This is a genomic window from Pseudomonas sp. GW822-FHT02E03, from assembly GCF_058802325.1.
Window position 1 is genome coordinate 268,986 of sequence record NZ_JBXAOA010000001.1, and the last position, 25,852, is coordinate 294,837.

Here is a 25,852-nt window from a genome sequence, read left to right on the forward strand (position 1 = left end):
GAATTAGTTGTGCTGCGTGGCTGGGGTTGCGTTGGCTGCGGTCAGGGTTTCACCCTGGTAGCCGCCGCCCAGCGCTTGCATCAGTTGAATCGACAGGTCGATCTGCTCGGCATTCAGGTTGGCCAGCTGACGCTGGGCCTGGAGCAATTGCTGCTCGATGCTGAGCACATCCAGGTAATTACCGATACCGGAACCGTAGCGCTGGACCACGGTGTTGTAAGAATCCTGGGCAATGTCGGTGGCGTGCTGCTGGGCGCCGATTTGCCGGCCGATATCGCGCAACTGGTTGATGGTGTCGCTGACATCGCCCAGGGCTTTCACCAGACTTTTGTTGTACTGCGCCACCGCGAGGTCGTAATCGGCGTCGCGGGAATCGAGATCGGCCCGCAAACGGCCACCGTCGAAAATCGGCACCGAGATCGTCGGCGCGACGTTGAAGAAACGACTCGCCGAACCGAACATCGCATCGCCCAGCAACGACTCCACACCCGCCGCCGCACTCAGGTTGAGGTTGGGGTAAAACCGGGTCTTGCCCGCCGCGATGTTTTTGCTCGCGGCTTCAACCCGCCAGCGCGCCGCCACCAGGTCCGGGCGACGACCGAGCAACTCCGCCGGCAGCACCGACGGCAACGCCACGGCGCTGGTCTGAAGCACTTTCGGGCGGGCGATTTCATTGCCGCGGTCCGGGCCTTTACCCAACAGCACCGCCAAGGCGATTTTCGCGCTTTGCAGGCGTTTCTCGGCGTCGATCAGGCTGGCTTCGGCGCTGGCTTCCAGGCTTTCGGTCTGCTGGAACTGGTACTGGCTGTCGATCCCCGAGCTCAGGCGACGCTGGCTGAGGTCGAGCATTTGTTGGGTGCGCTTGAGGTCTTCGCTGGCCAGGTCATGGATGATGTGCGCCTGCCCCAGATCGCTGTAGGCGCGGGCGACATCGGCGGACAAGGTCAGCTGCGCGGCCTGCTGATCGACTTCGGCGGCACGGGCCTGGCCCAATGCGGCTTCCCAGGCATCGCGCTGGCCGCCCCAAAGGTCGAAGTTGTAATTGAAACTCGCACCGAGATTACGCACGGTGGAATAGGTGCCGCCCTGCCCGCTCGGGTCCTGATCGCGGGCCAGACGCGAACGGCTGACACCGGCGCTGGCATCCAGGGTCGGCATCCGCGCAGCGTCGGCGGCATACGCGGCAGCACTGGCCTGATGGGCCCGGGCGTCGGCGATTTGCATGTCGGGGCTGTCGTGTAGGGCTTCGCGGATCAGGCCGTCGAGCTGCGGATCGCCGAGGCTTTTCCACCAGTCGCTTTTCGGCCACGCCGCGGGCGACAGAGTCACACCGTTGAGGGATTGCGCGGCTTTGAGATTTTTCGCATCGAGGCTGACGCCTTCGGTGGTCAGGCCGCTGTAATTGGCGCAACCGGCGAGGCTCATGGCCAACAGCGCCAGGCTCAGGCCGCTACGCAGGCTTTTACTGTTCATGGCCACCTACCCGCAGCAGAGTGATCGAGTCACCCGCCGCTACCAGAATTTTCTTCAGGATCTGTTCCAGGGTTTTCAATTCTTGCGGGGTGATGGCGCCGGCCAGTTCATTCATGGCGTCGGCACCGATCTGCGGCAGCTGGTCGGTCAGCTGCTGGCCCTGTTCGGTCAGCACCAGCTGAACCTGACGCCGGTCTGCCTCAGAGCGTTGGCGGGCGAGGAAACCTTTCTGTTCCAGACGATCGAGCATGCGGGTCATCGAACCGCTGTCCAGCGACAGGTGACGGCACAGCTCGGCCGGGGTATCGACGCCGAACTGGGCCATGATGATCAGCACTTTGAACTGCGCGGCGGTAATGCCGTGGGGCGCCATGTGCGTGTCGATGATCCGGTCCTTGAGCAGCGCGGCGCGCCCGAGCAAGAGGCCGAGATGGCAATGCTGGAAATTTTCTGGGGTGAAATGCTTCATCTGACCACCGATTAGCTGCCTAGGCAGAGAATGTATGTCGAGATGTTACTGCCTAGGCAGAGAATGTCAATGCAATAGTTAGGATGCTTTGTATTTAGCTGATAAACGAGGCCGGATTATGCGGTGGACGCTCTGACGCCATCGCGGGCAAGCCCGCTCCCACAAGGTTCAGTGTGATCCCTGTGGGAGCGGGCTTGCCCGCGATTGGGGGCGACGCGGTATCTGGAAGAGAACGGGGAGTTAGAAATCCCGCTTGTAGAAGATGTCCAGCGAACTGGCCACGCCGCTGGCGGCTTCGAGGTAGACCTTTTTGCTCAGTTTGTAGCGCAAGGCAATGGTGTTGGCCGGTTCGAACACGCCGACGCCATAACGCAGGCTGAGTTTTTCCGAGATGTTGCCGCTGGCCACTACGGCGGTGTTGGCGCCGCTGCCTTGGGTATCGAGCTGGAAGTCCTGAATGCCCAGATCCTTGGCCAAGCCGCTGGTCACGCCGGAACTGCCCATCAAGCCCAACCCGAGGGCGGCCTGGGCGAGCATGTTGTTGTCTTCACCGGTGGTGCTCAGCGGACGCCCCAGCACCAGATAGGACAATGCCTGCTCCTGACTCATCGCCGGTTCGGAAAAGATCTGTGTGGTCGGCTGCTCGGCGCTGCCACTCAGGCGAATGCCGGCAATGACATCGTCGGTCTGGCGAATCGCTTCGATGTCCAGATACGGCTGATCGATGGGACCTGCAAACAACAGACGCGCCCGGCGCACCGTCAGTCGCTGACCGTAGGCGCGGTAACGCCCGTCGTTGAGCCACAGCTCACCACGGGTGTCCATGTTGTCGCCGATGTGCACCTGACCTTGCAGGTTGGCGGTCAGGCCGAACCCGGCAAAGCTGAGTTTGTCCTGCCCCACCACCACATCGATGTCCATCGCCATGGCCATCGGCGGTTTACCCTCTTCAGTCTGCTGACCGACGATCACCGTGTCATCGGAGACCTTGACGGTCGACGGCGGCAGTTCGCGCACGGTGATTTCACCCTTGGGCACCAGCACTTTGCCGACGATTGCCAGTCTGTCGTCCTTCATGGAGATCTTCAGGTCCGGCGCGACTTCCAGCGCGGCGTAGGGCTCGACGGTGACCGGCAACTGCGAGCCCTTGAGCGCCAGATCCACGACCAGCGCCTGCCCCCAGGCGATGTTGCCATTGAGGCTGCCCTGCCCGCTCTTGCCGCTTTTCCAGCCGCCGTTCAGTTGCACGGTTTCGCCGGCAATCACGGCTTGAAGTTGCAAGGCTTCGAGCGCCATCGGCAACTCAGGCCCGGAGATCTCACCGTCGCGCAGCTCAAGGTTGCCATTGACCAGCGGCGCCAGCAGTCCGCCGGACAATGTGCCGCTGCCGCTCAAATGCCCGGTGAGTTTCTCGACCATCGGCACAAACGGCCGCGCCACCGACAAGTCCAGACCACTGAGGCGGAATGAACCGGTCAGCGGTTTGTTCTTCGGTAGCGGATTGATCTGCGCCTGAACCATCAGTTCACCGAGCTTGCCGCCGACAAAGTTGAGGTCGGTGTCGATGCGTTTTGGCGTGAGTTTGCTGGTGAGTTTCAGGGTCTGGTACGGGAAGTCCAGCCATTGCTCCTTCTCGCGCATACGCAAGGTGCCGCCGCTGGCGTCGATGCTGATCTGGCCGTTCGGACCGCTGGCCGGCAAGTCCAGTTGCAGGTCGGCGTTGAGCTTGCCCTTCCAGGCAAAATCCTTCGGCAACCACTGTGCGAGGCTGTCGATGGGGAACTGCTTGAGGTGGTAACGCAGTTTCGGCTCGGGCATCAAGCGCTGGTCTTCGCCGCACAGGCTAGCCGGGCCAGACATCCAGCAATGGGCGCCGAAGTTGATCTTGCCGTCCGCCAGTCGCTCAAGCTTCGCCGGATTTTGCAGTTTCCAGTCCTGACCGCCAGCCTGAATAACCCCACTGGCCAGACGCCCGCGCCAATTGCCCTTGTCCAGCGTGCCGTCGAGACCGAGCGCCAGTTTCAGCTTTGGTCCTTGCAGGTCGAGGGCCAGTTTCTGGTTTTTGATGTCACCCTGACCGCTGGCGGTCAATGTGCCCAGTGACGTGTCGCCGGTCTGAATGCCGCTGCCCTTGAGGTCGATTTTCGCCCGCTGGGCGCTGTCGAGGGTGGCGTCCAGATTGAGGCTTTGCAGGCGATTGTCTTCGAAGGCCAGTTGCGTACCTTGCAGACCGAGCTCGCCTTGTGGCGCCTTGAGTGTGCCGGCGACATCGACCCGGCCATTGAGCTGACCGCGCAGCTGCGGCCAGAGCTGGGCCAGGCGTGGCATTTTAATGTCGATCTGCCCGGCAAGTTTCTGTTGCAGGCTGCCTTTGCCGTTGATGCTGTTGTCGCCGAGGCGAATCTGCAAGGTATTGAGGTTCCACTGCTCGCCGGCGCCATCAGCCTTGGCTTGCAACACCGCCGGTTGCCCGCGCAGCTTGCCTTTCAGGTCCAGGTCGGCGGTCAGGCTGAGCGTTTCGTTCTTCATCTCACCTTTGCTACGCAATGGCCCAGCCAAGGTGCCTGGCAACTCCGCGAGCCAGTACGCCGGGTTGATTGCCGAGAGGTCCAGCGCCGTATCCCAGGCGATACCGTCGGCAAACTGCAGATTCAGGTGCCCTTCGGCCTTGCCCTGCCCGGCTTCAAGCTTGAATTGCGGCAGATGGATTTGGGTTAGGTTGCCGCTGAACGGGCTGTTCAGACTGAACGCCCCCGCCGGGCCATCCAGTGCGGCTTTGAAGTTACCGATGTAGTTGCCGTCGGTATAAGAGACCTCACCGTTGAAGGCGCGCAGCGCCACTTGCGGCTCGTCAATCAGCGGATAGAGACGGCGCCACGGGAAATCCAGCCAGTCGATTTTCGCTTCAGCACTCAGGCCTTTGCTCCAGTCCACTTGCCCGGTGAGCTTGAGGCTTTGTTTGTCGTTGGCCGTCAAATCAAGGCCGGCGATCTGCGCGCCCTTGGCGTCGACCTTGCCTTGCAGCAACAGCGCAACCGGGCCTTGCTCTGCGGGTAACGTGGCTTTGCCGAGCAATTGGTAACCGTTTTTCAGGTCGCCGTCGCCGGTGAGCTCCAGTTGATTGAGTTGCAAGGTATCCGGCAGATCGGCGCCAGGTTTGAAGCCGTCGGCGGTGATGCGCACGTTGGCCGGGAGGTTTTCCACCAGCGGTTGCAGCTCGCCAGTGAGTTGGCCGTTCAGGTAGCCGCTGCTGTCGGCTTTCAGGTTCAGGGTTTTCAGCAGATCGCCATCGACCTTCAGGGCCAGTGTCCAAGGCTCGGTACCCGGCGCCGGCAAGGTCAGTTTGCCTTCAGCGGTCAGCGGCCAGTTACCGCTCGGTTGCAACAGGCCGGACAGGTTCAGGCTCAGCTCATCACGCTGCAAGTGCACCGAGTCGATCTGCAAACCCTTCTCGGTCCAGTGCGCTGCCAGTTGCAGGCCCTTGAGCTCTTCACTGCCGTTGAACAGCAGGCGGCCGATTTTGACGTCGCCCAATTCGATGGCCAGCGGCAATTTCAAGTCCGGCAGACTGATCGGCCCGCTGCTTTCCTCTTCCACGCCCGGCGGGAATTGCAGGCTGACCTGCTCCGCCTGCAATTGCTCGATGCACAACGTCATGCGCATCAGGCACAGCGGCGACCAGGCGAAAATCGCTTTGTTCAGCTCAACCCGGCTGCTGTCCTGCTGCCACACCAGATGATCGGCGCTCCACTGCCCACCCAAACGGCCCTGGAAATTCTCCACGGTCAAACCCGGCACAAACCCGAGCGCCCAGCGACTGCCCGTCGGAGTGCCTAGCACGCTGACCAGTGTCAGCACGATCAGCATCAACAGCGCCGGAATCGCCAGCAGCGTTATTTTCAAACCACGCTTCACAGCTCAGGCCCCATGGAAAAGTGCAATCGAATGCCGCCGTCATCGTCCATCGCGTGGGCCAGGTCGAGGCGAATCGGCCCCACCGGTGAGACCCAGCGCACACCAATACCGACCCCGGTCTTGAGGTTCGGCAGTTCAAGTGTGTTGAAGGAGTTGCCCTGGTCGATGAAGGTCGCGACCCGCCATTTTTCGGCGATGGAGTATTGATACTCGACGCTGCCGGCCACCATGTAGCGGCCACCGATACGGTCGCCATCGGAGTTTTCCGGAGACAGGCTCTGGTAGTCGTAACCGCGCACGCTCTGATCGCCACCGGCGAAGAAGCGCAAGGACGGCGGCACCGATTTGTAGCCGTTGGTGGCGCTGCCGCCGACCTGCACCCGACCGAGCAAACGGTGTTTGTCGAAGACAGTGGTCAGGCCTTTGACCAGCGCCGTACCGTAGATCAGGTTGGTGTCCGAACCCAACCCTTCCTTGGCGACCTTGGTTTCGAATTGCAGGCGATAACCGTTGTGCGGGTCGATGCGGTTGTCACTTTTCAGGTACGAATAGCTCACGCCGGGCATCAGCAAGGTGCTGAGCCCCGAGTCGTCGCCCAGTTTGTACTCCTCGCGCTGCCATTTGAGCGACACCACCCGCTGCCAGCCGCTGGGCAACTTGCTGTGCCATTCGGGGCCGAGGGTCAGCAGCTTGCTGAGGGTGTCGGTGCCAGCGATTTCTTCATATTGATAACCACCGGCAAAGCGCAGTTTGTCGGTCAATGGCGGGTCCAGAGGAACGTCATAAAACAGCCCGACGTTCTGCCGTGGCGCCGAAATCTCCGCCTCCCAGCCGTAACTGTGCCCTTGAGGATTGACCCAATGCCGAGTCCAGTTGGCTTTGGCCCGTGGACCGACGTCCGTGGAAAAGCCCAGACCGAGGCCCATGGTCCGTGGCTTGCGGGTTTCCAGTTTGACTGCCACCGGGATCACGTCGTCCTTGGACGCGGTCGGCGCCGCGTCCACGCGAACGCCCTCGAAATAGCCGCTCGATTGCAGCGCCTGATTGAGTTCGGCGATCAGTTCAGAGTCATAGGGCGCACCGGCCTTGAACGGCACCATGCGTTGCAGCAGGTCTTCGTCGAACGGCGTGTCGCCTTCAAAACTGACCTTGCCCAGCGCATAGCGCGGGCCGCTGTCGTAGATCAATTCGATGTCGGCGACACCAGCCTGCGGGTCCACCAACAGTTTCTGGCGGGTGAAGCGCCCACTGAAATAGCCGTAGCGCGAGGCCTGGTTCTGGATCAGCCGCTTGGCGTCTTCGTAACGGCCATGGTTAAGCACTGCACCGGGTTTGAGCAGGTCGCTTTTCGGTACACGAAAGGATTTGAACGAGGCTGCCGGACCATCGATGCGCACCGTGACGTTGCGCAAATGGATCGGCTCGCCAGGGTCGATATTCAACACCAGGCGCGGCGTCTTGCCGCCCTTCACGTCGCTGTCGATTTGCGGCTGGTAATAACCCAAGGCCTGGGCGGCCTTGCGCGCCTGTTCTTCGGCGCCACGACTGAAGCGCAGCAAGGCTTCTTCATCGCGATCGCCGAGGCTACCGATATAGCCTTCTATATTGGCCTTCAGTTCATCGTTGGACGGTTTGATCCGCACATCCAATTCACTTTGCGCCAGCGCCGCGCAGCTGGAGATCAGCATCAGCACGCCACTGGTAAATCTTCGTGGAAACTTCATAGGCGCGGATGCTATCACGAGCTTGGGAGCGTGATAGAGCCTGGCGTGCGCTGAAAGTTCTACCTTTATCCCGTTGCTGTTTGTAACACCTGCGGGTTGGCGTGGAAAAATACGTGTTCACGAATCGGTCCTACGGCCACTTCGCCGATTTCCTCATAGCCCTGACGCTTATAGAACTCCAGATAACGAGGATTCCCGGTGTCGAGGATCACGCCTTGGGAGTGTTCATCGACCGCGCACCAGTTATGGACCGCTTGTAGCAATTGTTCGCCGAAGTGCTTGCCCTGGAATTGCGGATGAACCCCCAGTAATGGCAGGACATGCACCGAGTCGGACGGCACGCACGCCATCACGGCGGCGTGGTAATCGAGGTAGCGTCGGGTACAGCGAAACCCGGTGCTGAGCACCATCCGCAGGCGCCAGGCCCAGCTTTCGGTAATGCCCAGGCGGCGTTGTGGCGGTGCGATCAGGGCGATGCCGATCAAGCGGTCGTTGACCAGCAGGCCGATGGCTGGCAACTCCTGAAGAAAGTGTTGCTTGACCAGTTCGCGCACCGTGGCCCGTACTCGCTGTTCATAACCGGGGCGTTCGGCTTCGAACAGGTAGCCGAACGTCGGCTCGTGCCGGTACGCCTGATACAACAAGGAGCGTGCTTCGCGGGAATAGCCGCTGTCGAGCATGTGAATATCGGCGATGACGGTTGAGGTTTCGGGCATAACGGTAGTTCTCCCCTGGGCGCGGCTCAGAAGGTCGCGTTCTTATTGGTACGAGCCTTTGGGTGGCTTCACAGTTCCCCACACAGGTATAGACCAAGCCGGGATCTTCATCGACCGGGCTTGCCCGCGAAGAGGCCCGATCTGCCAACACATCTCTGACAGAACACAACGAATCCCCTCACCCCAAGGCTGGCCCCATTCCTACATGTCAGCTAGCATCGCACTTTTGCCAGGACTGCCGACCATGAAGATCGTCTCCTTCAACATCAACGGGCTGCGCGCTCGCCCGCATCAGCTGGCGGCGCTGATTGAAAAGCATAATCCGGACGTGATCGGGTTGCAGGAAACCAAGGTCCACGATGATCAGTTCCCCCTGGCCGAGGTTCAGGCACTGGGTTATCACGTGCATTTCCATGGACAAAAAGGCCATTACGGCGTGGCCCTGCTCTCGCGCCAGGAACCGATTGCGTTGTACAAAGGTTTCGCCACTGACGAAGAAGACGCTCAGCGGCGCTTCATCTGGGGCACGTTCGCCGACGCCAATGGCGTGCCGGTAACCATCATGAACGGCTATTTCCCACAGGGCGAAAGCCGCGATCACCCCACCAAATTCCCGGCCAAGGAACGTTTCTACAGCGATTTGCAGCAGTTGCTGGAAAGCCAGTTCAGCAACGACCAGCCGATTGTGGTGATGGGCGATGTGAACATTTCCCCGGAAGACTGCGACATCGGCATCGGCCCGGACAACATGAAGCGCTGGCTGAAAACCGGCAAATGCAGCTTCCTGCCGGAAGAACGCGAATGGATGGCTCGCCTGAAGAATTGGGGCCTGGTCGACAGTTTCCGTCTCTTGCACCCAGACGTTGCCGACCGTTTCAGTTGGTTCGACTACCGCAGCCGCGGGTTTGAAGATGAGCCCAAGCGCGGGCTGCGGATTGACCTGATTATGGCCTCCCATGGGTTGTTGCCACGCGTGAAGGATGCCGGCGTGGATTACGATTTGCGCGCAATGGAAAAGCCCTCCGACCACGCACCGATCTGGCTTGAGTTGAGCTGATCCGGCGGCGTTGCTGATCATTCCCACGCTCTGCGTGGGAATGCATCCCGTGACGCTCTGCGTCACATTCAAGAGCGGAACGCGGAGCGTCCCCGGCGGCGTTCCCACGCAGAGCGTGGGAACGATCACTGTCATCGTTCAGAAACCTTACTGACTTATTCTCCCGGCACTTTCCTTGGCTTCATTAGGTGCCGGCATGACGCTGCGCGTGTTGTTTCTGTTGCTGCTCGGCGCTGTGCTGCCGGCGTCAGCGTCGGCGTCGGCCGGCAACTTGCCGACGTCCGAACGTGGGCCGGTGTTGCGCATCCAAGGCTCCAACACCATTGGCGCAGCATTGGGCCCGGCGCTGGTCGAGGGCCTGATGCGTGAACAGGGCTTGCTCAAGGTTCATCGCGAAACCCCGGACAAGGCCAACGAACAACGCATCGTCGGAGAAACCGTTCAGGGACGCCGGGTCGAGGTGGAAGTCGCAGCCCACGGTTCCAGCACCGGGTTCAAAGCCCTGAAAAACACCTCTGCCGATCTCGCGGCCTCGTCGCGCCCGATCAAGGACAGCGAACGGGTGGATCTCGAACCGCTAGGCGACCTGAAAAGCCCGGTTGCCGAACAAGTCATCGCCATCGACGGGCTGGCAATCATCCTTCATCCGCACAATCCGCTGAAGCAACTCAACACCGTGCAACTGGCGCGTATTTTCAGCGGCGAAGCGAAAACCTGGGAAGCACTCGGCGGCAGCGGTGGGACGATTCATCTCTATGCGCGGGATGATCAATCGGGCACCTACGACACGTTCAAGGAACTGGTCCTCAGCCCGCGTGGGAAAACCCTGAGCAGCAACGCGAAACGCTTCGAATCCAGCGAGCAATTGTCCGACGCGGTCAGTCTGGACCCGCAAGGCATTGGCTTCATCGGTTTGCCTTATGTGCACCAGGCCAAAGCCGTGGCCATTGTCGATGGCGACTCCCAGGCCATGCTGCCGGTCAATAGCCTGATCGCGACGGAAGATTACCCGCTATCCCGTCGGCTGTTCTTTTACCTGCCGCCAAATGGGAAAAATCCCTGGGCCAAGGCCTTGGTGAGGTTCGCGCAAAGCAGCAAAGGCCAGGCGATCGTCGCAGCCAATGGCTTTATCGCACAGACTGTTCAGGCCATGGCGGTCACGCCGAATGCGTTGATGCCCGAGGGTTATCAGGCACTCAGCCGTCATGCCCAGCGGCTGACGGTGAACTTTCGTTTCGAAGAAGGCAGCGCGACGCTGGACAACAAGGCCCGACAAGACCTGTCGCGGGTGCTCGACTATATAAAGCAGCACGACAAAACCAATCGGCAGGTGACGCTAGTGGGGTTTGGCGACGCCAAGAGCGACCCGGCGCGGGCTGACCTGCTGTCGAAACTGCGGGCCATGGCGGTGCGGCGAGAATTGGTGAAAAGCGGCGTGGTGTTTCGCGAGATTCGCGGGTTCGGCGCCGAGATGCCGGTGGCGACCAACAGCGGGGATGAGGGGCGGATCAAGAATCGGCGGGTTGAGGTTTGGGTGTATTGAATCAGATACTGATGTAGTGAGTCGGCTGACCCCATCGCGGGCAAGCCCGCTCCCACAGTGTCCGTGTCGTACACAAAATCTGTGAACACCACTGCAACTGTGGGAGCGGGCTTGCCCGCGATGAACGATGACGCGGTGCCTGTCAGTGACCGCTACGCATCATCTCTTTAGGCACATACTTGCCGATCTCGAACTTGCCGATCGCCGCGCGGTGCACTTCGTCCGGGCCGTCGGCCAAGCGCAGGGTGCGTTGCATGGCATACATGTAGGCCAGCGGGAAATCGTTGGAAACCCCTGCCCCGCCATGGATCTGGATCGCCCGGTCGATCACCCGCAATGCCACGTTCGGCGCGACGACTTTGATCTGCGCGATTTCGCTCTTCGCCACCTTGTTGCCGACGGTATCCATCATGTACGCCGCTTTCAACGTCAGCAGGCGCGCCATGTCGATCTCCATCCGTGAGTCGGCGATCTTGTCGATGTTGCCGCCCAGACGCGCCAAGGGTTTGCCGAACGCGGTGCGGTTGACTGCACGTTTGCACATCAGCTCCAACGCTCGCTCGGCCATGCCGATCGAACGCATGCAGTGGTGAATCCGGCCCGGGCCGAGGCGCCCCTGAGCAATTTCGAAGCCGCGGCCTTCACCCAACAGGACGTTTTCGTACGGCACCCGGACGTTTTCGAACAGCACTTCGGCGTGGCCGTGAGGCGCGTCGTCGTAACCGAACACCGGCAGCGGACGCACAATCTTCACGCCTGGGGTATCCACCGGCACCAGAATCATCGAGTGCTGCGCATGGCGCGGCGCATCCGGGTTGCTCAGGCCCATGAAGATCAGGATCTTGCAGCGTGGATCGCAGGCGCCAGAGGTCCACCATTTCTTGCCGTTGATCACCCATTCGTCGCCATCACGCACAGCGCGGGCGGCCATGTTGGTGGCATCAGACGAGGCCACGTCAGGCTCGGTCATGGCGAACGCCGAGCGAATCTCGCCGCGCAACAGCGGTTCGAGCCAGCGTTGCTTCTGTTCTTCATTGGCGTAACGCACCAGCACTTCCATGTTGCCGGTGTCCGGCGCAGAGCAGTTGAACGGCTCAGGACCGAGCAGCGAGCGGCCCATGATTTCCGCCAATGGCGCGTATTCGAGGTTGGTCAAGCCGGCGCCGAGTTCGGATTCAGGCAGAAACAGATTCCACAGGCCTTCAGCTTTGGCCTTGAGTTTGAGTTCTTCCATGATCGCTGTCGGCTGCCAGCGATCGCCCTCGGCGACCTGGCGTTCGAACACCGCTTCAGCGGGATAAACGTAGGTGTCCATGAACGCGGTCACGCGCTCACGCAGTTCTTGCACTTTGGGCGAATAAGCGAAATCCATGGGCAGCTACCTTCTAAAGGGAGGTTGTTCAGGTCATGCAATCGATGCTAGAACAGCGTTGATAATTTACCTAGCCTATTCTCGGCGTGTATTAACATTCATCACCGATATATGATCGACTGATCGAGCCACCTTCCTAATAACAAGAGCAGAGAGCGCAGCGCAATGAATCTGAGCAAGGTCGACCTCAACCTTTTCATCGTCTTCGACGCGATCTACACCGAAGCCAACCTGACGCGCGCCGGGCAGATTGTCGGCATTACTCAACCGGCAGTCTCGAACGCTCTGGCCCGCCTGCGCGAGACCTTCAACGATCCACTTTTCGTGCGCACGGCCCAAGGCATGGTGCCGACGCCGATGGCGCAGAACATCATCGGCCCGGTGCGTAACGCCCTTTCTTTGCTGCGGGTATCGGTGCAGGAAAGCCGCATTTTCAACCCATTGCAGGCGGTCAAGACCTACCGTATCAGCATGACCGACCTCACTGAAGCGGTGATCCTGCCGCCGCTGTTCCAGCGCCTGCGACGCCTGGCGCCGACGGTGATCATCGAAAGCTTCCTGTCCAAACGTCGCGAGACCACCAAGGAACTGGCGGCCGGGCGTCTCGATTTCGCGGTGGATGCGCCGCTCAACACCGACCCGCAGGTGCGTCACGTCAAGTTGATGGAGGACCGTTACGTGTGCGCCATGCGCAAGGGCCATCCGTTGGCGGGCAAAGAGAAATTCACCCTCGACGATTATCTGTCCCTGACTCACATCCATATTTCCAGCCGTCGCAGCGGTCTGGGTTATGTCGACCTGGCCCTGGGCAAAATGGGCATCCAGCGCAAGATCGCCCTGCGCTCCCAGCATTACCTGATGGCGTCCCAGGTGTTGCAACAGACTGACATGGTCATGACCGTGCCGGAACGCTTCGCCCGTCGCCATGACTTGTACTCGGTGAACCTGCCGGTCAAAGAAGTTCCGCCGGTGGAAACTCACCTTTACTGGCACGAAAGCACCGACCAGGACCCGGCCAACCGCTGGATGCGCGAGCAGATGATCGAGTTGTGCCAACAGGTTACGGCGCATGAGAAGAAGCTCGATAAGGTGTAGGGCTTTGGACCGCGTAATCGTTCTTCGCGGGCAAGCCTCGCTCCTACAAGGTTAAATGATCGACACCAAACCTGTAGGAGCGAGGCTTGCCCGCGAAGAGGCCGTCAGCAGCACCATAAATCCATGCCCCTTGACGTAAACGTCAACCTGCCATTAGCTTAGCGCCATGACCTTTTTCGAGCGCTTCCATGAGCAGCCAGACCTATAGCATTTCCGACCTCGCCCGCGAGCTCGACATCACCACCCGGGCTATTCGCTTCTATGAAGAGCAAGGCCTGCTCAGCCCCGAGCGCCGTGGTCAGGAACGCATTTATTCGCCCCGTGACAAGGTCAGCCTGAAGCTGATCCTGCGGGGCAAGCGCATTGGTTTTTCCCTGGCCGAATGCCGCGAGCTGATCGAGCTCTATGACCCCTCCAGCGGTAACACCAAGCAACTGCACAGCATGCTGGCGAAAATCGCCGAGCGTCGGGAGCAACTCGAACAGCAACTGCTGGACATCGAACAGATGAAACTGGAACTCGATACGGCCGAAGAGCGCTGCACCCAGGCGCTGGAGCAGACAATCAAGAGCCAGCAGGCCGTCCAATAACCGTACAACGATTTAATGTGGGAGCGGGCTTGCTCGCGAAAGCGGTCTGTCATTCAACACTGATGTCGGCTGGCCCGACGCCTTCGCGAGCAAGCCCGCTCCCACAGTAGATCGTCGTTCGCCCACTACTACAGGTGAATCCTCCATGTCCCTACCCACCCACGTACGCCTGGTCGAAGTCGGCCCCCGCGACGGTCTGCAAAACGAAGCCCAACCCATCAGCGTTGCAGACAAGGTGCAACTGGTCGACGCACTGACCGCCGCAGGTCTGGGTTATATAGAAGTCGGCAGTTTCGTCTCGCCCAAATGGGTGCCGCAAATGGCCGGCTCCGCCGAGGTCTTCGCGCAGATCCAGCGCAAGCCGGGCGTGACCTATGGCGCCCTCGCCCCCAACCTGCGAGGCTTTGAAGATGCCATCGCCGCCGGGGTCAAGGAAGTCGCCGTGTTTGCCGCAGCGTCCGAATCGTTTTCCCAGCGCAACATCAATTGCTCGATCAGCGAGAGCCTCGAGCGCTTCGTGCCGATCATGGACGCCGCCAGACAACATGGCGTCAGCGTGCGCGGTTACGTGTCCTGCGTGCTGGGCTGCCCTTACGAAGGGGACATCGCACCGGAACAAGTCGCCCGGGTTGCTCGTGAGCTCTATGCGATGGGCTGCTACGAGGTTTCGCTGGGAGACACCATCGGCACCGGCACCGCTGGCGCGACCCGCAAGATGTTCGAAGTGGTATCGGCCGATGTACCACGTGAAAAACTGGCCGGGCACTTTCACGATACCTACGGCCAGGCCATGGCCAACATCTACGCCAGCCTGCTGGAAGGCATCGCGGTGTTCGACAGCTCCATCGCCGGCCTCGGCGGCTGCCCGTACGCCAAGGGCGCCAGCGGCAATGTCGCGACCGAAGACGTGGTTTACCTGCTCAACGGCCTGGGTATCGAGACCGGAATCGACCTGGACGCCTTGATCCGCGCCGGCCAGCAGATTTGCGCGGTGCTGGGGCGCCCTACCGGTTCACGCGTGGCCAAGGCCCGCAGCGCGCAGTGACAATGTGGATGTGTCCAGGTGTTACCGCGTGTGCTGAAACGTGGGCGGAAACGAGTAACACGGAAACAAATTGTCGGGTTTGGGTCGGATGAAAAAACCTACGAAAAACTCAACTTGTTGAATTTAAAGGGTTTTTAAAAGTTGGCACGGCTTCTGCTATCTCTATGGCATAACAAGAATAAAAACTGCAAACCAATAAAAATAAGACGTAACGACTCTGACATAACAAGAACAACACGGCAGAGACGCAGCTAACAGATTTTTTTGGAGAAGGTGTGCTTTTCAGGGTGCTTTTCGAAGTAACCCGCAACCGGGCAGAGAACAATAAAACTACCTTCAGGTAGCTCCCGAACTGGTTGGATCGCTTAGCGAAAAAGTAGATCAGCGCTCAAAAAAATACGTTTGCTCTTGATCCCGGATGGGGATCGACAAAAACAGCGGTAAAGGGCCACGGTTGCCAAAAACAACAACAGACCGCCCCTCAATAATAAAAAAAGAGCACGTAACGACAAAATTAAAGGGGAGCTTCGGCTCCCCTTTGTGCTTTCTGCCCCTTGTATACCCCCTGCGCAACACCCTCTGACTGCCCGCTCGTCGAAACTGTCATAAATGACAGGTCAAATCAAAACCCGGATGTCCTATAAATCGCCTTCCCTCCGGGGATTGCAGGGACACTCATGATCCATGCCATGAAGGCCTGGAGCTGTTCCGTTGGCCACCGCTGTTCGTCAACGTCTCTCGAATGAGTACACGTCCCTTTACTGGATAAAAGGAGACGAACATGACCGTATTGCAGACTTTCGAGTTACCCGCCCAAGTCACGGGCACCGCGACTGACGTCACGCTGGGGCAAAAGCTGATCCGCGCTTGGCGCGCCGATGGCATTTTCCAGATTGCCACTGATGATAAACAGGATGGCACGACGCTAGCGGCAATAGCCGCCAGCAAACGCTTTTTCAAGGAGTCTCAAACCTTCAAAAGCCGCTGCATCAGTGATTTGACCTACAGCGGCTATATCGCTTCCGGCGAGGAAATCACTGCCGGCCAGGCGGATTACTCGGAGATTTTCACCATTTGCAAAGACTTGCCCGAGAGTGACCCGCGCGTTCGAAACGGCTGGCCTTGCCATGGTCCGGTGCCATGGCCCGATAGCGTTTATCACAAACGCATGAAAGCGTTCATAGACGAGCTCGGCGCAGCAGGCGAGAAACTACTCAAGCTCACGGCGCTGGGCATGAACCTGCCAATCAGCACCTTCACCGACCTGACACGCGATGGCTGGCACCACATGCGCGTACTACGCTTCCCGACCGAAACGTCCAAATCGTCCCGAGGCATTGGTGCACACACGGACTATGGCTTGCTGGTCATCGCAGCCCAAGACGATGTCGGCGGCCTGTACATTCGCCCACCGGTCGAGGGCGAGAAGCGCAACCGCAACTGGCTGCCGGAAGAAAGTTCGGCAGGCTTGTTCGAACACGAGGAACCCTGGACTTTCGTGACACCCACGCCAAGGGTGTGGACGGTGTTCCCTGGCGACATCATGCAGTTCATGACCAATGGCTACCTGCTTTCCACCCCACACAAGGTCAAGCTCAATACTCGTGAACGCTTCGCCTGCGCGTACTTCCACGAACCGGGTTTCGAAGCTTCTGCCCGACCGTTGTTCGAACCAGGCAGCCAAGAGCGCATTCATTACGGCGAGCACTTCACCCATATGTTCATGCGCTGCTACCCGGATCGAATCACCACCCGACGCATCCACGAGCAGAATCGCCTCGCGCGGCTGGAAGAACTGAAAGCGCGCGACAAGCGAGCTCCGCAATTTGCAACCCACTCATAGGCTGAGCGTGCCCTGGCCGGTATTGCCGGTCAGGGCACTCAAACCTCTTGGCGATCCGTTGAGGCCAATTCCTCAATGCTGATCTCACGCATCCGGAACTTCTGGATCTTGCCGGTCACCGTCATCGGAAACTCCTCGACGAACTTGAAGTAACGCGGCGTCTTGAAGTGCGCAATGCGCTCCTTGCACCAGGCTTGCAACTCCTGCTCGGTGGCGCTGTGGCCGGGATGGAACTTGATCCAGGCGACGATCTCTTCGCCGTACCGGGAGCAAGGAATGCCGATTACCTGCACGTCGGCGACCGCCGGGTGGGTGAAGAAGAACTCTTCCAGCTCCCTTGGGTAAATATTCTCACCGCCGCGGATGATCATGTCTTTGTTACGCCCGGCAATGCACACGTAGCCTTCGTCGTTCATGCTCGCCAGATCGCCGGTGTGCATCCAGCCCGCCTCATCGATAGCCTCGGCGGTGCCTTGCGGGTTGTTCCAGTAGCCGAGCATCACGCTGTAGCCCCGGGTACACAGCTCACCGATGGTGCCACGTGGCACCAGGTTGCCCGCCTCGTCGATGATTTTGCTTTCCAGTTGCGGCTGCGTTCGGCCAACGGTGGTGACGCGCAATTCCAGCTCGTCTGACGGACCGGTCTGCAAAGACACGGGGCTGGTTTCCGTCATGCCGTAGGCAATCTGCACTTCGCTCATGTGCATTTCATTGATAACCCGGCGCATCACCTCGATCGGACACGTCGCCCCGGCCATGATCCCGGTGCGCAGGCTCGACAAATCAAACTCAGCGCGCTTGGGCTGATCGAGCATGGCGATGAACATGGTCGGCACGCCGTAAAGCGCGGTGGCTTTTTCTTCGGCGACGGTGCTCAGCGTCAGCAATGGATCGAAAGCGTCGTTGGGATAAATCATGGTACTGCCGTGGGTGACGCAGCCGAGGTTGCCCATGACCATCCCGAAGCAGTGATACAGCGGCACCGGAATCACCAGCCGATCATTGGCCGTCAGCCCTAGGCTTTCGCCGACCATGTAGCCGTTGTTGAGAATGTTGTAGTGGCTGAGGGTCGCGCCCTTGGGGAAACCGGTGGTGCCGGAGGTGTATTGGATGTTTACCGCTTGATCGAAATGCAGACTGTCCTGACGCTCGCGCAATTGCTCGATTGACACGCTGGCCGCCAGATCGGTCAGCTGCGACCACGGCAGGAAACCCGATGGCGGCTGCGCATCCAGGCTGATCACCCCGCGCAGTTCCGGCAGGCGTTCGCTCTGCAACTGGCCGATGGATTGCTCCGCCAGTTCCGGAATCAATCCTTGCAACATGCCGTGATAGTCGGAGGTCTTGTAGGCACCGGCACAGACCAGCCACTGGCAACCGGACTGCTTCAACACGTATTCGAGTTCGGAACTGCGGTAAGCCGGATTGATGTTGACCAGGATCACGCCGATTTTCGCGCTGGCGAACTGGCTGATGCACCACTGGGCACAGTTCGGCGCCCAGATGCCGAGCCGGTCACCGGTCTGCAAGCCCAGCGCCAAAAATGCTCTGGCGTGCAGGTCGACGGTCTCTGACAGCTGCTGCCAGGTGTAACGCAGCTGTTGATGGCGCACGACCAGCGCCTCCCCGTTCGGGTGTTGCGCGACCGTGTTATCAAACGCCTGACCGATGGTCATCGCCAGCAAGGCTTTATCCTGGGAACCACGGGTATAGCTGCGCTGCGGGCTTGCACTGGGTTGATCCATGACGACCCCTATTGTCTTTATTGTAGGAGCGAGGCTTGTGTGGCGAGGGAGCTTGCTCCCGCTCGGCTGCGCAGCAGTCGCTATCAGCAAATCAGGTACTGTCTAATCCACCTTACTTACCAATTTGCGACCGCTTCGCGCTCGAGCGGGAGCAAGCTCCCTCGCCACAACGTGCGACGCTGGTCTTTCAGAACTGGCTCTACTCTCGCTCAAGTTGACGTTAACGTAAAGGGTGATTGACAGCCATTCGTCACAGGCTTACGTTAACGTAAAGGTGAGAGCCGGATCACTGCCCTCCCCACCCTACAAAAAAGCCAAAAGGTGCCCCATGAGCTACCCATCCCTGAACTTTGCCCTCGGTGAAACCATCGACATGCTGCGCGATCAGGTTCAGTCCTTCGTCGCCAAAGAGATCGCGCCACGCGCCGCTCAGATCGACATCGACAACCTGTTCCCCGCTGACCTGTGGCGCAAATTCGGCGACATGGGCCTGCTGGGTATCACCGTGCCTGAAGAGTACGGCGGTGCGGGCCTGGGTTACCTGGCGCACGTCGTCGCCATGGAAGAAATCAGCCGTGGCTCGGCCTCGGTCGCCCTGTCCTACGGCGCCCACTCCAACCTTTGCGTCAACCAGATCAACCGCAACGGCACTCACGAACAGAAAAGCAAATACCTGCCAAAACTGATCAGCGGCGAGCACATCGGTGCCTTGGCCATGAGCGAACCGAATGCCGGTTCCGACGTGGTGTCGATGAAACTGCGCGCCGATAAACGTGGCGACCACTACGTACTCAACGGCAGCAAAACCTGGATCACCAACGGCCCTGACGCCAACACCTACGTGATCTACGCCAAGACCGACCTGGAAAAAGGGCCGCACGGCATCACCGCGTTCATCGTTGAACGTGATTCCAAAGGCTTCAGCCGCAGCAACAAATTCGACAAGCTCGGCATGCGCGGGTCGAACACCTGCGAGCTGTTTTTCGATGACGTCGAAGTCCCGGAAGAAAACATCCTCGGCGTGCTCAACGGTGGCGTGAAAGTACTGATGAGCGGCCTCGACTACGAGCGCGTGGTGCTTTCCGGTGGCCCGACCGGGATCATGCAGGCCTGCATGGACTTGATCGTTCCGTACATTCACGACCGCAAACAGTTCGGCCAAAGCATCGGCGAATTCCAGTTGATCCAGGGCAAAGTCGCCGACATGTACACCCAACTCAACGCCAGTCGCGCCTACCTCTATGCGGTGGCCCAGGCGTGCGAGCGTGGCGAAACCGCCCGCAAGGACGCCGCCGGAGTCATCCTCTACAGCGCCGAATGCGCGACCCGAATGGCCCTCGACGCGATCCAGATTCTCGGTGGCAACGGCTACATCAACGAATTCCCGGCCGGTCGTCTGCTGCGTGACGCCAAGCTGTATGAAATCGGTGCCGGCACCAGTGAGATCCGTCGCATGCTCATCGGTCGCGAACTGTTCAACGAAACCCGCTAAACGGAGCTGCACATGGCTATCCTGCATACCCAGCTCAACCCCCGTTCGGCGGAGTTCGCGGCCAACAGCGCGGCAATGCTCAAGCAGGTAGACGCCCTGCACACCCTGCTCGCGCAAGTGCAGCAAGGTGGCGGCCCGAAGGCCCAGGAGCGGCATACATCGCGGGGCAAACTGCTGCCCCGTGAGCGGATCAATCGCCTGCTCGATCCGGGTTCGCCATTTCTCGAAATCAGCCAATTGGCGGCCTACGCGGTGTACGGCGAAGACGTTCCCGCCGCTGGTGTGATTGCCGGAATCGGCCGGGTGGAAGGCGTCGAATGCATGATCGTCGCCAACGATGCCACCGTGAAAGGTGGCTCGTACTACCCGCTGACCGTGAAAAAACACCTGCGCGCGCAAACCATAGCCCAACAGAATCGCCTGCCCTGCATTTATCTGGTGGACTCCGGCGGCGCCAACTTGCCGCGTCAGGATGAAGTGTTCCCGGACCGCGAACACTTCGGGCGGATCTTCTTCAACCAGGCCAACATGAGCGCCATGGGCATTCCGCAGATTGCGGTGGTCATGGGCTCGTGCACCGCCGGGGGCGCTTACGTACCAGCGATGGCCGATGAAGCGATCATGGTTCGTCAGCAGGCGACAATTTTCCTCGCCGGCCCACCGCTGGTGAAAGCCGCGACGGGTGAAGTGGTCAGCGCCGAAGACCTCGGCGGTGCCGATGTGCACTGCAAGATTTCCGGAGTTGCCGACCACTACGCCGAAAGCGATGAACACGCCCTCGCCTTGGCCCGGCGCAGCGTCGCCAATCTCAATTGGCGCAAGCTCGGTGAACTGCAACAACGCACGCCGATCGCGCCGCTGTACAGCAGCGACGAGTTGTACGGCGTGGTGTCGGCGGACGCCAAGCAACCGTTCGACGTGCGCGAAGTGATCGCGCGGCTGGTGGACGGCTCGGTGTTCGATGAGTTCAAGGCGTTGTTCGGCACTACGCTGGTGTGCGGCTTTGCCCACCTGCACGGTTACCCGATCGCGATCCTCGCCAACAACGGCATCCTGTTCGCCGAAGCCGCGCAGAAAGGCGCGCACTTCATCGAACTGGCCTGCCAGCGCGGCATCCCGTTGCTGTTCCTGCAAAACATCACCGGTTTCATGGTCGGCCAGAAATACGAAGCTGGCGGCATTGCCAAGCACGGCGCCAAGCTGGTGACGGCGGTGGCCTGCGCCAAGGTGCCGAAATTCACGGTGATCATCGGCGGCAGCTTCGGTGCCGGTAATTACGGCATGTGCGGGCGAGCCTACGATCCGCGCTTCCTGTGGATGTGGCCGAACGCACGGATCGGCGTGATGGGGGCCGAACAGGCGGCGGGCGTACTGGTGCAGGTCAAGCGTGAGCAGGCTGAGCGCAGTGGCCATGGTTTCAGCGCCGAGCAGGAAGCCGAGATCAAGCAACCGATCCTCGATCAGTACGAAGAACAGGGGCATCCCTATTATTCCAGCGCTCGACTGTGGGACGACGGTGTCATCGACCCGGCGCAGACCCGCGACGTGCTGGCCCTGGCCTTGTCTGCATCGCTGAATGCGCCAATCGAACCGAGCCGCTTCGGCGTGTTCCGGATGTGATTTTCTGTGGGAGCGGGCTTGCTCGCGAAGGATTCACCGCGGTTTACCTGATGCACCGCGTTATCGTTCTTCGCGAGCAAGCCCGCTCCCACATGAGTTGTGGAGACGGACAAACATGAGCGACTTCAACACCCTCGAACTGCTGAGCGATCCAAGGGGTTTTGCGACCTTGTGGCTCAGCCGTGAAGAAAAAAACAACGCCTTCAACGCCGAAATGATCCGCGAACTGATCCTCGCGCTGGACAAAGTGTCGAGCGATGCCAGCCTGCGTTTTCTGCTGATCCGTGGGCGCGGCAAGCATTTCAGCGCCGGTGCCGATCTGGCCTGGATGCAGCAATCGGCCGAACTCGATTACCACACCAACCTCGACGACGCCCGGGAACTGGCGGAGTTGATGTACAACCTCGCCAAGCTGAAAATCCCGACCGTGGCGGTGGTACAAGGCGCGGCCTATGGCGGCGCGCTGGGCCTGATCAGTTGCTGCGACATGGCCATCGGCGCCGATGACGCGCAGTTCTGCCTGTCGGAAGTGCGCATCGGCCTGGCACCGGCGGTCATCAGCCCGTTCGTGGTGCAAGCCATCGGCGAGCGCGCGGCACGGCGCTATGCCTTGACCGCCGAACGTTTCGGCGGGCAACGGGCTCGGGAAATCGGCTTGTTGTCGGAGAGTTACCCGATGGCTGAACTGGAACAGAAAGTCGATCAGTGGATCGACAACCTGCTGCTCAACAGTCCGGCAGCCATGCGTGCCAGCAAGGACTTGCTGCGTGAAGTCGGCCACGGTGCGCTGACCCCGGCGCTGCGGCGCTACACCGAGAACGCCATCGCCCGAATCCGCGTCAGTCCCGAAGGCCAGGAAGGCCTGCGCGCCTTCCTGCAAAAACGCTCGCCAGCCTGGCAAGCCGAAACCACCCTCAAGGAGCCGCGTTGATGAGCGCACCTGTTCTCACCACCTTGCTGGTGGCCAACCGCGGCGAAATCGCTTGCCGGGTGATGCGCACCGCCAAAGCCCTGGGCCTGACCACCGTGGCCGTGCACAGCGCCACCGACCGGGATGCCCGGCACAGCCGCGAAGCCGATATCCGCGTTGATCTGGGCGGCAGCAAAGCCGCCGACAGTTACCTGCAAATCGACAAACTGATCGCCGCCGCGAAAGCCAGCGGCGCTCAGGCGATTCATCCCGGCTATGGTTTTCTCTCGGAAAACGCCGGGTTCGCCCGCGCAATCGAAGCGGCCGGCCTGATCTTTCTCGGCCCGCCCGCCTCGGCCATCGACGCCATGGGCAGCAAGTCCGCGGCCAAAGCCTTGATGGAAACCGCAGGCGTGCCACTGGTGCCCGGCTATCACGGCGAAGCCCAAGACCTCGAAACCTTCCGCGACGCCTGCGAACGCATCGGTTATCCGGTGCTGCTCAAGGCCACGGCGGGCGGCGGTGGCAAAGGCATGAAAGTGGTCGAGGACGTCAGCCAACTGGCCGAAGCCCTGGCCTCGGCGCAACGTGAAGCGCTGTCCTCGTTCGGCGACTCGCGGATGTTGGTGGAGAAGTACCTGCTCAAGCCACGCCACGTGGAAATCCAGGTATTCGCCGACCAGCATGGCAACTGCCTATACCTCAACGAACGTGATTGCTCGATCCAGCGTCGGCATCAGAAAGTCGTCGAAGAAGCCCCGGCTCCGGGTCTGAGCCCGGAACTGCGTCGAGCCATGGGCGAAGCCGCTGTGCGCTCGGCACAGGCCATCGGTTACGTCGGCGCCGGCACCGTGGAGTTTTTGCTGGATGCGCGCGGTGAGTTCTTCTTCATGGAGATGAACACGCGCCTGCAAGTTGAACACCCGGTTACCGAAGCGATCACCGGCCTCGATCTGGTGGCCTGGCAGATTCGCGTGGCCCGCGGTGAAGCGCTGCCGATGACTCAAGACCAGGTGCCGCTGATCGGCCATGCGATCGAAGTGCGGCTGTATGCCGAAGACCCGGGCAACGATTTTCTACCGGCGACCGGGCGTCTGGCGTTGTATCGTGAATCCGCCGCAGGACCGGGGCGTCGCGTCGACAGTGGTGTCGAAGAAGGCGACGAGATTTCGCCCTTCTACGACCCGATGCTCGGCAAGCTGATTGCCTGGGGCGAAGACCGTGAACAGGCACGGCTGCGTTTGCTGAGCATGCTTGATGAGTTTGCCATCGGCGGGCTGAAAACCAACATCAACTTCCTGCGCCGAATCATCGGCCACCCGGCATTTGCGGCGGCGGAGCTGGATACCGGTTTTATTCCGCGTTATCAGGAACAACTGCTGCCAGCACCTTCAGACCTCAGCGATGAATTCTGGCAAGCGGCCGCGCAGGCATTTGCCCAGAGTCAGTCGAGCACGACCCGCGCTGATGACCTGAGTTCGCCTTGGGGTATTGGCAACGGATTCCGTGCCGGACTGCCAACAGAAATCACCCTGCATTTGAGTTGCGAAGAGCAAGACCGGGCGCTGACCCTGGGCGATGCCGACGCTCATACCGCGCAGCTCAAGGGTGAATACCTGCTGACCGAACACAACGGCTTGCGCCGCCAGCATCGGGCAATCCGCCGGGGCGATACGCTGTATCTGCAATGGGATGGTGAGCTGCGCCGCATCGAGTCGTATGACCCGATCAGTGCCGTCGAAGCCAGTCACAGCCATCAGGGCGGGCTCACCGCGCCTATGAACGGCAGCATCGTGCGAGTGCTGGTGGAGGCCGGGCAAACGGTCGAAGCCGGGGCGCAATTGGTGGTGCTGGAAGCGATGAAAATGGAGCACAGCATTCGCGCGCCCCACGCTGGGATTATCAAGGCGTTGTATTGCCAGGAAGGCGAGATGGTCAGCGAAGGCAGTGCGTTGGTGGAGTTGGAACACGCGTGAAATGAAGATCGGTCCTACGCGTTGCGAGGACCGATCTGATTAGAATTTGGCAGTCGCCTGAACCACTACGCCGATAATTCGGCATTCCTCGGTGAAAAGGGCTTTCGGATAGGTCGGATTGAGCGGGACCAGGTAACGCTGCCCGCCCTCTTCGATCAGTTTGCGAAAAACCGCCTCGGCGCTGCCGGGCCATTGGGCGATCACCAGTTTGCCAGGCTCGGGCACGATGGCCGGGTCCACCAGAATCAACATGTCCGCGGCAATGCTCACCCCCGTGGGTGCGGTCATCGCATCGCCAACCACCACCAGCCAGAACGCTGCGCCCTGGGCATGGTAATCGGACAACTCGAAGCGCGGCTTGCTGACAGTCGATGAGGCGCCGTAAGCCGATAGTTCTCCATCGCGCACCTCTCCGGTTTCCCGCCAGTCACTGACCGGGTAGCGAAAGTACGGGTTGTACTTTTGCGTCAGAGAGATCTCCTCATCCTGTGAGATCTGCGGTTCCCTGATCACCATCGCGACTTCCAGATAGTCCATCCCCAGCGCCTGCAAGACACGGTTCATCTCTTGGATGCGGGGCTGACGACGTTTATTCAGCCAATGGCCGACGCCGCCCTGGGACATTCCGATGCGCTCGGCGAGTATCTCTTGAGTGACTTTGAGTTCACTCATTTTGGCCTTGACCAATTCAATCCATTTATCCATGTGCGGCACGATACGTGGGGTACTCCGACCAACAAAACACAAATTGTAGTATTTAAATTCAAGACACAAATACAGTACGTACTAAGCTGGGCTCACGGATTTGAATCTATCACGGAGCTTGCCATCGTCATGACCATCCCCAGCATTACCCTGCCCGACATGCAATTCGACACCACACTCAACTCGCCAAAAGGCTCGGCTGCCGCGCAGCGGGCACTGGACTATTACTTGAAACCAGCTGTGTCAGAAGAGGCCGGCGAAGAACGTTTCTTCGATGTGAACCGTAACATCAGCAGCGAAGAGGCACTGGTCCATGCTTCGGATCTATTGCGATGTGCCGCCGCCACCGCGCATGAATCAGCCAACCAGCTGCAGGGCGCAAGCCGGGATCTGGCGTTTTCGACGGTGCACATGATCGACATGGCCAAGGCGATGGTCGATCGATCCCTGGAAGGGGCACAGCAGGGCTGAGGCGAATACGCAGGAGTAGAAAGGAAAGAATTTTCCAATCATGCAGATAAAAACATTTGACTTGCAAATGATAATGATTATTATTGCAAGC

19 protein-coding genes are annotated in these 25,852 nt (G+C 60.0%); 11 read left to right on the forward strand and 8 right to left on the reverse strand.

The features are described 5' to 3' along the window. Window positions 1-3: 3 nt before the first annotated feature. From AC1RQB_RS01325 to AC1RQB_RS01345, 5 genes are all read right to left on the reverse strand, one after another. Window positions 4-1,473: an efflux transporter outer membrane subunit gene (locus AC1RQB_RS01325; protein WP_063343090.1), complete on the reverse strand. Its 1,470-nt coding sequence runs from the start codon at window positions 1,471-1,473 to the stop codon at window positions 4-6. After that, window positions 1,463-1,942, reverse strand: a complete 480-nt coding sequence (locus AC1RQB_RS01330; protein ID WP_063343089.1) for a MarR family winged helix-turn-helix transcriptional regulator — start codon at window positions 1,940-1,942, stop codon at window positions 1,463-1,465. Before AC1RQB_RS01330 ends, AC1RQB_RS01325 begins: the two co-directional genes overlap by 11 nt. 240 nt (window positions 1,943-2,182) lie before the next feature. Further along, window positions 2,183-5,857 carry a translocation/assembly module TamB domain-containing protein gene (locus tag AC1RQB_RS01335; RefSeq protein WP_063343088.1) on the reverse strand — a complete coding sequence of 1,225 codons (3,675 nt, stop codon included), beginning with the start codon at window positions 5,855-5,857 and terminating at the stop codon, window positions 2,183-2,185. Continuing rightward, window positions 5,854-7,581, reverse strand: coding sequence for an autotransporter assembly complex protein TamA (locus tag AC1RQB_RS01340; RefSeq protein ID WP_063343087.1), 1,728 nt, complete (start codon window positions 7,579-7,581; stop codon window positions 5,854-5,856). Before AC1RQB_RS01340 ends, AC1RQB_RS01335 begins: the two co-directional genes overlap by 4 nt. Before the next feature lie 65 nt (window positions 7,582-7,646). Next, complete coding sequence (locus tag AC1RQB_RS01345) at window positions 7,647-8,297, reverse strand: GNAT family N-acetyltransferase (RefSeq protein ID WP_008068254.1); 651 nt, start codon at window positions 8,295-8,297, stop codon at window positions 7,647-7,649. A 244-nt stretch (window positions 8,298-8,541) separates the two neighbouring features. Here AC1RQB_RS01345 and xthA point away from each other — a divergent pair, with 244 nt between their 5' ends. After that, on the forward strand, window positions 8,542-9,354 hold the full coding sequence (xthA, locus tag AC1RQB_RS01350) for an exodeoxyribonuclease III (protein ID WP_063343086.1): 813 nt from the start codon (window positions 8,542-8,544) through the stop codon (window positions 9,352-9,354). Window positions 9,355-9,550: 196 nt separating this feature from the next. Further along, window positions 9,551-10,897 (forward strand): substrate-binding domain-containing protein, encoded by a 1,347-nt coding sequence (locus AC1RQB_RS01355; RefSeq protein WP_063343085.1) that lies wholly within the window; start codon window positions 9,551-9,553, stop codon window positions 10,895-10,897. A 142-nt stretch (window positions 10,898-11,039) separates the two neighbouring features. Here AC1RQB_RS01355 and AC1RQB_RS01360 read toward each other — a convergent pair whose 3' ends face one another. Beyond that, window positions 11,040-12,269, reverse strand: coding sequence for an acyl-CoA dehydrogenase (locus AC1RQB_RS01360; protein ID WP_008014296.1), 1,230 nt, complete (start codon window positions 12,267-12,269; stop codon window positions 11,040-11,042). Window positions 12,270-12,434: 165 nt separating this feature from the next. On the opposite strand from AC1RQB_RS01360, the gene AC1RQB_RS01365 reads away from it, so the two are divergent. From AC1RQB_RS01365 to AC1RQB_RS01380, 4 genes are all read left to right on the forward strand, one after another. Beyond that, window positions 12,435-13,364, forward strand: coding sequence for a LysR family transcriptional regulator (locus AC1RQB_RS01365; RefSeq protein WP_008068246.1), 930 nt, complete (start codon window positions 12,435-12,437; stop codon window positions 13,362-13,364). Window positions 13,365-13,552: 188 nt separating this feature from the next. Then, the gene (locus tag AC1RQB_RS01370; RefSeq protein WP_008068244.1) at window positions 13,553-13,954 is read left to right on the forward strand and encodes a MerR family transcriptional regulator; all 402 of its coding nucleotides are present in this window, start codon (window positions 13,553-13,555) and stop codon (window positions 13,952-13,954) included. Window positions 13,955-14,099: 145 nt separating this feature from the next. Continuing rightward, window positions 14,100-14,999, forward strand: coding sequence for a hydroxymethylglutaryl-CoA lyase (locus AC1RQB_RS01375; protein WP_063343084.1), 900 nt, complete (start codon window positions 14,100-14,102; stop codon window positions 14,997-14,999). A 781-nt stretch (window positions 15,000-15,780) separates the two neighbouring features. After that, entirely contained in the window at window positions 15,781-16,842 is a 1,062-nt protein-coding gene (locus AC1RQB_RS01380) for a 2OG-Fe(II) oxygenase family protein (RefSeq protein ID WP_063343083.1), read from the forward strand. A gap of 38 nt (window positions 16,843-16,880) precedes the next feature. Here AC1RQB_RS01380 and AC1RQB_RS01385 read toward each other — a convergent pair whose 3' ends face one another. After that, window positions 16,881-18,587: an AMP-binding protein gene (locus AC1RQB_RS01385; RefSeq protein WP_063343082.1), complete on the reverse strand. Its 1,707-nt coding sequence runs from the start codon at window positions 18,585-18,587 to the stop codon at window positions 16,881-16,883. Between the two features lie 328 nt (window positions 18,588-18,915). Between AC1RQB_RS01385 and AC1RQB_RS01390 the strand changes: the two genes are divergently transcribed. The 4 genes from AC1RQB_RS01390 to AC1RQB_RS01405 all read left to right on the forward strand — a co-directional run bounded on the left by AC1RQB_RS01390 (window position 18,916) and on the right by AC1RQB_RS01405 (window position 24,585). Further along, complete coding sequence (locus AC1RQB_RS01390; RefSeq protein ID WP_007904074.1) at window positions 18,916-20,079, forward strand: isovaleryl-CoA dehydrogenase; 1,164 nt, start codon at window positions 18,916-18,918, stop codon at window positions 20,077-20,079. 12 nt (window positions 20,080-20,091) lie between these two features. After that, complete coding sequence (locus tag AC1RQB_RS01395; protein WP_008014290.1) at window positions 20,092-21,699, forward strand: carboxyl transferase domain-containing protein; 1,608 nt, start codon at window positions 20,092-20,094, stop codon at window positions 21,697-21,699. Window positions 21,700-21,814: 115 nt separating this feature from the next. Next, the gene (locus AC1RQB_RS01400) at window positions 21,815-22,630 is read left to right on the forward strand and encodes a gamma-carboxygeranoyl-CoA hydratase (protein WP_063343081.1); all 816 of its coding nucleotides are present in this window, start codon (window positions 21,815-21,817) and stop codon (window positions 22,628-22,630) included. Next, window positions 22,630-24,585 (forward strand): acetyl/propionyl/methylcrotonyl-CoA carboxylase subunit alpha, encoded by a 1,956-nt coding sequence (locus AC1RQB_RS01405; RefSeq protein WP_063343080.1) that lies wholly within the window; start codon window positions 22,630-22,632, stop codon window positions 24,583-24,585. Before AC1RQB_RS01400 ends, AC1RQB_RS01405 begins: the two co-directional genes overlap by 1 nt. A 39-nt stretch (window positions 24,586-24,624) precedes the next feature. Here the strand turns inward: AC1RQB_RS01405 and AC1RQB_RS01410 are convergent, their stop codons facing one another. Next, window positions 24,625-25,290: a LexA family protein gene (locus tag AC1RQB_RS01410; RefSeq protein ID WP_007896907.1), complete on the reverse strand. Its 666-nt coding sequence runs from the start codon at window positions 25,288-25,290 to the stop codon at window positions 24,625-24,627. 129 nt (window positions 25,291-25,419) lie between these two features. On the opposite strand from AC1RQB_RS01410, the gene AC1RQB_RS01415 reads away from it, so the two are divergent. Beyond that, window positions 25,420-25,761: a DUF6124 family protein gene (locus tag AC1RQB_RS01415; RefSeq protein WP_007896908.1), complete on the forward strand. Its 342-nt coding sequence runs from the start codon at window positions 25,420-25,422 to the stop codon at window positions 25,759-25,761. Window positions 25,762-25,852 lie beyond the last annotated feature (91 nt).